12 protein-coding genes are annotated in these 8,976 nt (G+C 33.8%); 9 read left to right on the forward strand and 3 right to left on the reverse strand.

The window, feature by feature from the left end; translation table 11 throughout:
• The first annotated feature begins 443 nt into the window (after window positions 1-443).
• From FTV37_RS15890 to FTV37_RS15905, 4 genes are all read left to right on the forward strand, one after another.
• A complete protein-coding gene (locus FTV37_RS15890) occupies window positions 444-944 on the forward strand; it encodes an META domain-containing protein (protein ID WP_074163995.1) in 501 nt (166 codons plus the stop codon).
• Between the two features lie 903 nt (window positions 945-1,847).
• A complete protein-coding gene (locus FTV37_RS15895) occupies window positions 1,848-2,624 on the forward strand; it encodes a tetratricopeptide repeat protein (RefSeq protein ID WP_092768988.1) in 777 nt (258 codons plus the stop codon).
• A gap of 2 nt (window positions 2,625-2,626) precedes the next feature.
• The gene (locus FTV37_RS15900; RefSeq protein ID WP_179997592.1) at window positions 2,627-3,004 is read left to right on the forward strand and encodes a hypothetical protein; all 378 of its coding nucleotides are present in this window, start codon (window positions 2,627-2,629) and stop codon (window positions 3,002-3,004) included.
• 602 nt (window positions 3,005-3,606) lie between these two features.
• Window positions 3,607-3,918 carry a 3-hydroxybutyryl-CoA dehydrogenase gene (locus tag FTV37_RS15905; protein WP_179995821.1) on the forward strand — a complete coding sequence of 104 codons (312 nt, stop codon included), beginning with the start codon at window positions 3,607-3,609 and terminating at the stop codon, window positions 3,916-3,918.
• 105 nt (window positions 3,919-4,023) lie between these two features.
• Here FTV37_RS15905 and FTV37_RS15910 read toward each other — a convergent pair whose 3' ends face one another.
• Both FTV37_RS15910 and FTV37_RS15915 read right to left on the reverse strand, forming a co-directional pair.
• Window positions 4,024-4,317: a type II toxin-antitoxin system RelE/ParE family toxin gene (locus tag FTV37_RS15910; protein ID WP_000221358.1), complete on the reverse strand. Its 294-nt coding sequence runs from the start codon at window positions 4,315-4,317 to the stop codon at window positions 4,024-4,026.
• On the reverse strand, window positions 4,307-4,552 hold the full coding sequence (locus FTV37_RS15915) for a type II toxin-antitoxin system RelB/DinJ family antitoxin (RefSeq protein ID WP_000246756.1): 246 nt from the start codon (window positions 4,550-4,552) through the stop codon (window positions 4,307-4,309). Before FTV37_RS15915 ends, FTV37_RS15910 begins: the two co-directional genes overlap by 11 nt.
• A gap of 161 nt (window positions 4,553-4,713) precedes the next feature.
• Here FTV37_RS15915 and FTV37_RS15920 point away from each other — a divergent pair, with 161 nt between their 5' ends.
• Window positions 4,714-5,403 (forward strand): aspartate/glutamate racemase family protein, encoded by a 690-nt coding sequence (locus FTV37_RS15920; RefSeq protein ID WP_180015719.1) that lies wholly within the window; start codon window positions 4,714-4,716, stop codon window positions 5,401-5,403.
• Window positions 5,404-5,542: 139 nt separating this feature from the next.
• Here FTV37_RS15920 and FTV37_RS15925 read toward each other — a convergent pair whose 3' ends face one another.
• Window positions 5,543-5,911, reverse strand: a complete 369-nt coding sequence (locus FTV37_RS15925; protein WP_179991841.1) for a LysR family transcriptional regulator — start codon at window positions 5,909-5,911, stop codon at window positions 5,543-5,545.
• A gap of 346 nt (window positions 5,912-6,257) precedes the next feature.
• On the opposite strand from FTV37_RS15925, the gene FTV37_RS15930 reads away from it, so the two are divergent.
• The 4 genes from FTV37_RS15930 (at window position 6,258) to FTV37_RS15945 (ending at window position 8,799) form a co-directional block, all read left to right on the forward strand.
• On the forward strand, window positions 6,258-6,554 hold the full coding sequence (locus tag FTV37_RS15930; protein ID WP_179991840.1) for a hypothetical protein: 297 nt from the start codon (window positions 6,258-6,260) through the stop codon (window positions 6,552-6,554).
• A gap of 570 nt (window positions 6,555-7,124) precedes the next feature.
• Window positions 7,125-8,075 carry a replication initiation protein RepM gene (repM, locus tag FTV37_RS15935; protein ID WP_001208778.1) on the forward strand — a complete coding sequence of 317 codons (951 nt, stop codon included), beginning with the start codon at window positions 7,125-7,127 and terminating at the stop codon, window positions 8,073-8,075.
• Complete coding sequence (locus FTV37_RS15940) at window positions 8,068-8,643, forward strand: plasmid replication DNA-binding protein (RefSeq protein ID WP_180064268.1); 576 nt, start codon at window positions 8,068-8,070, stop codon at window positions 8,641-8,643. Before repM ends, FTV37_RS15940 begins: the two co-directional genes overlap by 8 nt.
• A 12-nt stretch (window positions 8,644-8,655) precedes the next feature.
• Complete coding sequence (locus FTV37_RS15945) at window positions 8,656-8,799, forward strand: hypothetical protein (protein WP_179997555.1); 144 nt, start codon at window positions 8,656-8,658, stop codon at window positions 8,797-8,799.
• The last annotated feature ends 177 nt before the right edge of the window (window positions 8,800-8,976 follow it).

Below are 8,976 nucleotides of genomic sequence, written 5' to 3' on the forward strand. Positions count from 1 at the left end.
GCATTTCGTATAATTGGTATTATGTTAATTTTAGAATCTCTTAGAAATGATTCACTTAATCTATAACCATTCTTTAATAATTAATACATTTATCCTAGAAAGATGAGTGCCCTAAAAGTGTAAAAAAATAGTCACAAAAATTTCAAAATAGCTCGATATTATTTAAATAAAATTTATACTAATACTTGATGTTGTATAAGCAAATATAGCTAATTACTTAAGTTAGCAGTACAAAACTTTATAAAATGGTGTTTTACAGAAATATTTACATTCTATAGCCTTTAGAATTTAGCTATAGCACCACAAAGTAGATGTATTTTTTGAAAATTTAATTAGATCAAGGAAAAATCATGAGAATAAATAAAATTAAAGATCATCAAAAGCGATTATTCTACTGATGAACTCTATAAAGAGGGTTACTCATTATTATACGGACAATAACGATGACTAGAATATTTATACTGATGTTCGTCGTTGGACTTTTGAGCGCTTGTCATAAGCCTTCATCAGCCGATCAGTCCAAGATACAAGAATTACAAGTGATGTCCTTTAGTGAGCAGACCTTGGCGCAATTTTCTTGGGAATTAATCGAGGCAACAAATGCTAATAGTGAACGTATAGATTCATTATTTCTGGCTTCAAAACCTGACCAACCTATCACGCTAAAATTTGCAGAAAAGATGCTGTATATTGGGAATTTGTTTTGTAATATAAATTCGATTGGTATTCATTTTAAGGGCAATCATTTATATGCTGAACAACCAATTGTTGCCACAATGATGGGCTGTCCTGATGATATCAACTTACGTGAAAGTACGATGATAGATATTCTGGTGAATGCTCCCACATTATATCTTCAATCTCGTAAGGGGCAGGCACAACTGCTTATAGAAACACAAAAAAAAGAGAAATTGATTTTTAAAGGTGTTCAAGTCAACAAGTAGTCTAAATTCTTGCAGTACACTGATGAAAATCATAAGGTAAAGTTAGATATGAGGAAGCCCAATCATTTAGTTGGGCTTCTTTGTTTAAATATAATTTTAAGAGCCGGTAACTTATTTTCTGTAAGTTCCCTTTTACTATTTTTCTTTTGAGTATTTTATTAATCTAATTCTTTTACGCACTCAATAAGTATTACCACTATACCAACTCTTAGAAAGAGCTTTGAATTCCCTATTTAACATAATGGCAGTTATACGAAGTACATTTGTATATTAATATAAATATCAAAAACTTAAAATTTTAGTCATGACTAAGAAACCACCATAAATTGGCTTTTGTAATAAGTTGGTGAGTTTTTAAGCAAATCTGTAACATTTTGCCAAGAAAATCGATTAATAAATGATCAATTTGGCAATCAGTGCCCATTTCATGCGGATCCAGGTTGTGAAACTATCCCCAATTGCTGTGGATAAAATTTAGGCTATTTTGTACGCTCTGGCGTACATAAATCTCGGCCCTTTGCGGCTACCTGGGACAGTGGAATTTTCCTATGATGAACTCATCGGGAACAGGAAGTTCCATACAAGAATAACAATAGATAAGCACAAGGACTGTAAGGTACGACAGGAGTTATACCGAACGAACCAATACGAAAAACCCCGGCAGGATGCCGGGGTTTTTTCTTATCTAAATTAATTCAACTAATCAGTATTTTATTAATTGTAGAAAAATGACAACCAAGTGTTTAGTATAGAAATGGATGATATTTAGTAAAAAAAATAGTATTTTTCGATCTAATCCTTTATTTTTGAAGTATAAATTTATGACCCACCTAAAATTAGTAACTCAGTAAAGCAAAATATTGTACTATACCCGCGCATTAAAAATGGAATTCCTAATCGACTATGATATCTCCTCAAACTATTGATAAAAGCATTTTTGATGCTATGTTCTCTAATGTTAGGAAAACATCTAGTGTCTTTAAAATTCAATCATGGAAAAGAGATGCGGAAAAGGTTCGTAGTATAGATATATGCAAATATAAAGCTATTTTAGGCACAATAGCTGCTTATGAAAATAAGCATGATGAAGCTATAAATATATTTAAATCTATATTATTACTTACAAAAGATTGTGGCTATCAGGCTATGATCTACTCAAACATAGCTAATGTTTTAGGACATGCTGGAAAGTACTCAGAAGCAATTGATTCCTATTGGAAAGCTTTTGAGTTAAGTAATAATCCATCATATTTTGAATCGTTCTTTAATTTATGTAAAATTTATTATATTAATGATCAAAGGCTAACTAATATGAAGTCTTTAGATGACAATAAGAAAAAATTCTATGAACAAGAATTATTAAGCTTAAATGAGACGCGTCAAGAAATTATAGAAAATACAAATCTAAATCTCGATTTGTATAGAGATGTATTGAAAGTAGCTTTTTCTGTCTTCTTCACACACTGTAATAATCAAGTTAATAGATTTATAGAAGTGAATGATAGTCAAATTTCTACAATACTATTCAATACCGATTTGGATCTAGAAACAGTTATGCTGTTAAATGATGGTATGAATGATAAATTTTTAGACTTATTAGATAGTTATGAGTATGAAGAGCTTATTAAATATCCTATAATATTTACGGCTGAAAATTTTAAAAGCAATGAATTAGGATAGTCGTGGATAGCATAGAATTTTTAAATTTTGCACAAAAAATCATTTCTATTACTCCAATTTCAGAAATTGATTATCGTCAGATAATAAGCCGTAGTTATTACTGTGCATTTCATAAACTTAATGAAAAATCCAATTCCTTAGGCATTCCTGTGAATGCCTATAAAGGTGGAACTCATGCATCCTTACGGCAGACTTTAATAGAATTACGTCCGGCAAATAAACAATTGAAAGCTATAGCATATCGACTAGTTAGCTTCCATCAATTACGTATTATTGCAGATTATAAGTTAGAGGATAAAGTGACAGAAATATCAGCTAAGGAATCTATTGAAAACTGCAAAAAAATATTAGATCAAATTAATTTAGTTACTAGTCTGTAATCTTTTAAAAGCACTTTTTCCTTTTATTTAACATAAAATCTCTTATACGAAATCCAGATTCAAGACATAAAAAAGCCCGACATCCTGTCGGGCTTTTTCATATCGGGTTGCTAATCTTACTGATCTCGTGCTGCCCATTCCTTGCGCTATTTTCTTATTCTTGTTTTCTGGAAACATCCAGTTCCCTTATGTATTCATCATAGGGCTAATGCCTTTGATTACCAATCCGCAAAAACCTTAAATCTGCGTAAGTTTTAGCTTACAAAGTTGGCCTATTTTATCCCAAGAGTTGTCCGCAGAAATTGGGGATTATTTCTGAACTGTGACCCTTGAGAAATCAGGAAAAAATGCAAAAACGAATGTTTTTTGATCAATTTTATTGGCTAAAAGTTACAGTTTTGCTTAAAAAGAAACCGACTTGTTTCCAAGTCGGTTTTTTGTGGTTTTTCAGGGGGATGAAAAATTTTTAACTATATGAAAAACAAGGATATTTTAAAAAGCATTTCGTATAAGCTCTATTATGTTAAATGAAGTAAAATTCTATAGATTTTAATATCCATAGAAATCTTTTAGTATTTATTTTTAAAATGAAATTTCCCATTATGAGAAAACCAATAATTTTTTCGATCTTATTACTAATTTGTTCCTTTTCATATGCGGATGACAATAAACAATGTGATGGAATTGCATATGCAGCAGACACCTTGATGACTTTTCATCAAATGGGTTCAGACGTAGAAAAAGCTAAAAGTATTTATAGCAACCTCTTCAAAGAGGAAGGTGAAATTTTCAATCAGATAGTAGATGAAGTAAAGAAATCACCTATCTATACCAAAGAGGAAGAAGCAGAAAAAGCTATAGAAGATTTTAAAAATAAATGGAAAAACTATTGTATAGAAAACAATATAAAATGATTCGCAATTAAATTGATGATCTGCATAGTGATTCTAAAAATTTCCTAAAATTAACGTAATACACGTTATACGAAGTCAAAAAATGGGAGCTATAAGCTCCCATTTTTAGTCTTTAATGCGCTTTTTAGCTTCGTCATAAACTATGCTATCAGCTCGTTTCCCGACTGTGATGAGCAAGATAACTACCTGATCATCTTTAACTTGATAGACAAGTCTGACACCAGCTTTTAATAATTTAATTTTATAGCAACCTGCAAGATCGCCTCTCAGCATATTCTTTGGAATATGTGGCTGCTCTATGACTTTGGCTAGTTTCTTCTTAAATTGATCCCGTATAGCAACAGGGAGTTTTTCCCATTCTGCTGTAAAGTCCTTGTGACGTAAAAGCTTATAAGTCATCTAATGTGACTTCCTCAAACATCTCTTTAGGGTCATTAATGCGCTTACGGACAAGAGCTAACAATTCTTCATCTTCTTCTGAAAGCAAAGCTTTTTTGACAGGTAGTTTCCCAGTCGTAGCAACATACTCAAGAATACTAGTAAAGAAATCTGTAGGTGCAATACCTTGTTCTTTAAGGATGGAATAGGATTTTTCTTTAAGGGCTTCATCGACCCTGAAGTTAACAGTAGCCATCATATCTCCCAGTTATTTAATGTACTAGGAGTACTGTAATGCAAATTGCATTACAAGTCGACTTCGTATAACCGCCATTATGTTAAATATGAGCAATTTTGTACTAGATACTTTTAATTATATTGATAAGTTAGATTTTTTAATTTCTTAAAGGCACAACTTTGAAAACAATTGGTTTATTAGGCGGAATGAGTTGGGAATCTACAGATCTTTACTATCAACAAATCAATAAAATGGTTCAAATGAAGCTAGGAAAATTACATTCTGCTAAGGTTGTTCTTATCAGCGTTGATTTTGCTGAAATTGAAGAATTACAACATAAGGGACTCTGGGATGAAGCTGGATTTTATTTAAAAGATAAAGCTATTCAACTAGAAAAAGGAGGGGCCGATGGTATTGTACTTTGTACAAATACGATGCATAAAGTGGCTTCTTATATTGAGAATTCAACTACTATTCCATTTATTCATATTGCCGATGCAACAGCTACGGAAATTTTAAGTCAAAATATTAAAAAAATTGGTCTGCTTGGTACAGCTTTTACTATGGAACAAGATTTTTATAAAAACAGATTAGAAGAAAAAGGACTTGAAGTAATAACGCCAAATGAAACAAATAGAAAAGTTGTGCACGATATTATTTATAATGAATTATGTTTAGGGGTTATAAACAAAGAGTCTCAAAAGAAATATATCAATGTTGTCGAAGATTTAATATCTTCTGGAGCAGAAGGAGTTATCTTAGGGTGCACAGAGATTTGTATGCTTATTGGAGATATTAAATTTTCAGTCCCTCTCTTTGATACTACTTCTATACATGCAAAAGCAGCTGTAGATTTTGTCTTATCATAAAGTTTCTCTAAAATTAACATAATACACGTTATACGAAAGGCCCTATTTACGGGCCTTTTAATCATCTGATTAACATAAAATCTCTTATACGCAGTGGCGGCTAACGCCACTATACAAGGCAACAGACCATACACTTTTTTTAAAACTTGATCTTGGATCTTACTTTAGTCAGTAGCTGATCAAGCAAATTTTGATTTTTGGATAAGTCCAACAGTAAGCCATTTAATTTTGTTTGGATCTCTTTCGGATCAGTCACCTCACCACTCATAAGATTTTTCAACAAACCACCAATCTTGTTGAAATCCTCCTTTATGCTACGAATTTCCTGAAACGATTGAACATCTATCAAACTTTTGGGCTGATAGCTTAAACCCAAATCACGTGCATATTGAGAAACCGATAAATTAGCCTGAGCAGCATTTGCTTCAATCTGCTTTTTTTCTTCATCAGTTACGACCACTTTAATGATCTTTTGGCGTATCCGTTTTGGCTTTTTCTTTTCATTCATTTTCATCATTTCCATTGTCATTTGGCTATGCCAAAAGCTCCGCAGGACAAGATTCCACGTTGAGCTTGAAAAGCGAATAAGCAGGAGTAATGGGTGTCAAAATGCTAGCATGTTGACCAACATTACACATCTTGCCTGTTTCACCTTAATTAGGTTTCGCACTTAATCGCATATAATCGCACATAAAAGAGATTAAAAGCTTATAAAATTTTATAATCGCACTTAAAAGCATATAATTGCATATAAAAGCTCTTGATCGCATATAATTGCACTTAATCGCATATAATTGCACTTAATCGCATATAATTGCACTTAATCGCATAAAAATAGGAATGAGGAGATCTAAATGGTTACTCGACATGGAGCAAAAAGATTCATCACTGCGGCTTTGCCTGAAATAGAAAAACGGTTAAAAGCAGGCTACACCATCAAAGAAATACATGCAGATTTACCAGATCTCGCCAACAATATTTCTTACAGTGCGCTATTAAGAAATTTGCAGAAAATGGGCATCAGCGAAAAAATGCCGCACCAGGGAAAAACACAAAACATCAAAGTTTCCCAAAATGAGACCAAAGCTGGAAGAAATCAGCAAACCTCTTTTTCTTATGATCCACATACAACAGGAAAGGATCTTATTTAAAAAAATAATATGCCTTTAAAGGTGCTTTAATTGCGATTACAGCTCGATTAATAAAGAAAGGTACAGAACGAGTGTCTACGAGTGAAATCGCTGAAATTCGCGCTTAGATCCCCTGAAAAACTGCTTTTTAGGCTGTGAAGCCTAAATAAGCGTAAATCACATGCAGAAAATTGACCCTAGATCGAGCGAAGCGAGTAAAAAGCTCATGAGCGAAGCGAATTCCGAGCTGCTTTTGCTTTTTCTTAAAGTCACAACCCAATGAGCCAAAAAATTGCCCCAACGAATCGAGCGAAAGCGAGATTCAATAGAGTTTGAGCGTAGCGAAAACCAAGGGCAATTTTTCCTTGCCTGGGCTTTTAATTATTTTAAAGTTTTTAAATACTTTTAGACACGCTGAAAGCCTTTATTGGCAATACTTTCAAAGGCTATATGACACCGTTTACCTTGCAATATGACACCGTTTACCTTGCAATATGACACCGTTTACCTTGCAATATGACACCGTTTACCTTGCTTATAGCACTAAAATTAATTATTGTGTCATAGCATAATAAATAATACTGGTGCTTCATGAGAGAATTAGTTGTAAAAGACAATGCCTTAATTAATGCAAGCTATAACTTAGATTTAGTAGAACAACGTTTAATTTTATTGGCCATTGTTGAGGCAAGAGAAAGCGGGAAAGGTATTAATGCTAATGATCCCCTTGAAGTACATGCAGAAGGTTATATCAATCAATTTGGCGTACATCGCAATACGGCTTATCAAGCATTAAAAGATGCCTGTAATGATTTATTTGCAAGACAATTTAGCTATCAAAAAATAAATGAACGAGGGAATATTGAGAACTATAGATCCCGTTGGGTTAGTGAAATTGGATATGTAGATAATGAAGCAGTAGTTAAACTTATCTTTGCCCCTGCCATAGTTCCCTTAATTACACGCTTAGAAGAGCATTTCACTAAATACGAATTGCAACAAGTTAGTAATCTCAGCAGTGCTTATGCTGTTCGCTTATATGAATTATTAATTGCTTGGAGAAGTACTGGCTCTACTCCTGTTATAGAGCTAAGTGATTTCCGTCAAAGAATTGGCGTACTCGATACAGAGTACAAGCGTATGGAACGCTTTAAAACTAGTGTACTTGAGCTTGCTATTAAACAAATTAACGAACATACAGATATCACTGTGAAGTATGAGCAACACAAAAGAGGTCGATCAATTTCAGGATTCTCTTTTACTTTTAAACAGAAAAAGAAGGACAACCCACCGATAGAAAGAGATCCGAATACGTTAGATCTCTTTACGAAGATGACTGATGCACAACGCCATATGTTTGCAAATAAACTTTCTGAACTTCCTGAAATGGGTCGTTATTCCCAGGGAACTGAAAGCTATCCGCAATTTGCTGTTCGTATTGCTGAGATGCTGCAAGACCCTGACCGAATAAAAGAACTATACCCATACCTAAAAAAAGTGGGATATATGCCATCAAATAAAAAGGACACCGTAAATGGCTAAGTTATCACTAAGTGAAGTATCTAAAAAATTCCATGTGGATAGATCAACCATTTACAGAGCTGTACGTAACGGACGTTTATCACGCTCCAATGATGGACAATTCGATCTAGCAGAAGTCATCCGATGCTTTGGAGAACCTGAGCAAACACCTCAAAAAATTGAATCATCTAAGCAAGAAGGTGATGAATCTACAAAAAAACTTATTGCCCATTTAGAAAATGAAGTCAAAAAATACCAAGAACGTGAAGAACGGTTAATGCAACAAATTGACCGTATGCAAACACTCATTGAGCTGAAAAGTGTTGCATCTGCCACAGCAGCACCACAACAAGATGCTACGGCATGCGACACAGACATGCCACAGCATGCGACAACACAACAAGACAATGATAATAAAAAGAATAATGCATTAAATATTGCAGAAAATGTGGCGGTGCCACAGCAAGAAACTACGGCATACCACACCCAAACGCTACAGCATGCCACGTTGCAAAATGTGGCAGTGCCACAACACAAAAAACGTGGCTTATTTGGCCGTGTGCTGAATGCTGTTTTTGATAATGACTAAGGGAGAGAGATCATGCCGAAACTGAAAGACATTGCCCTGGGAATTATTGTGGCCCCGCTGCTGATCCCGATCATGCTGATTGCATCGTACCAAGATAAAAAGGCACTCAAAAAAGATCTGAATGAACGCCAAAAAGAAAAAGACCAGGCATCCTGATTATTCAATTGACCTAATCAAGATCGTGGAACATTGTTCACTTATTAAGCGTGGAACATGAAAAATCCACAAAAAAGCCCAACTCAGCTGAGTTGGGCTTTTCAATACGAAATAAACTATTGAATTAAAACAAATAATTTAGAGCATTTCGTATAATTGGTATTATGTTAATTTTAG

Source organism: Acinetobacter sp. YH16042 (genome assembly GCF_013417245.1).
Taxonomy (GTDB): domain Bacteria; phylum Pseudomonadota; class Gammaproteobacteria; order Pseudomonadales; family Moraxellaceae; genus Acinetobacter; species Acinetobacter amyesii.

Excerpts from the sequence above, each read along its gene's own strand:
- FTV37_RS15930 (WP_179991840.1), top strand. The coding sequence starts at position 6,258 with ATGGTTACTCGACATGGAGCAAAAAGATTCATCACTGCGGCTTTGCCT.
- repM (WP_001208778.1), top strand. The coding sequence starts at position 7,125 with ATGAGAGAATTAGTTGTAAAAGACAATGCCTTAATTAATGCAAGCTAT.
- FTV37_RS15945 (WP_179997555.1), top strand. The coding sequence starts at position 8,656 with ATGCCGAAACTGAAAGACATTGCCCTGGGAATTATTGTGGCCCCGCTG.
- FTV37_RS15890 (WP_074163995.1), top strand. The coding sequence starts at position 444 with ATGACTAGAATATTTATACTGATGTTCGTCGTTGGACTTTTGAGCGCT.
- FTV37_RS15940 (WP_180064268.1), top strand. The coding sequence starts at position 8,068 with ATGGCTAAGTTATCACTAAGTGAAGTATCTAAAAAATTCCATGTGGAT.
- FTV37_RS15925 (WP_179991841.1), bottom strand. The coding sequence starts at position 5,911 with ATGAATGAAAAGAAAAAGCCAAAACGGATACGCCAAAAGATCATTAAA.
- FTV37_RS15915 (WP_000246756.1), bottom strand. The coding sequence starts at position 4,552 with ATGGCTACTGTTAACTTCAGGGTCGATGAAGCCCTTAAAGAAAAATCC.
- FTV37_RS15895 (WP_092768988.1), top strand. The coding sequence starts at position 1,848 with ATGATATCTCCTCAAACTATTGATAAAAGCATTTTTGATGCTATGTTC.
- FTV37_RS15905 (WP_179995821.1), top strand. The coding sequence starts at position 3,607 with ATGAGAAAACCAATAATTTTTTCGATCTTATTACTAATTTGTTCCTTT.
- FTV37_RS15910 (WP_000221358.1), bottom strand. The coding sequence starts at position 4,317 with ATGACTTATAAGCTTTTACGTCACAAGGACTTTACAGCAGAATGGGAA.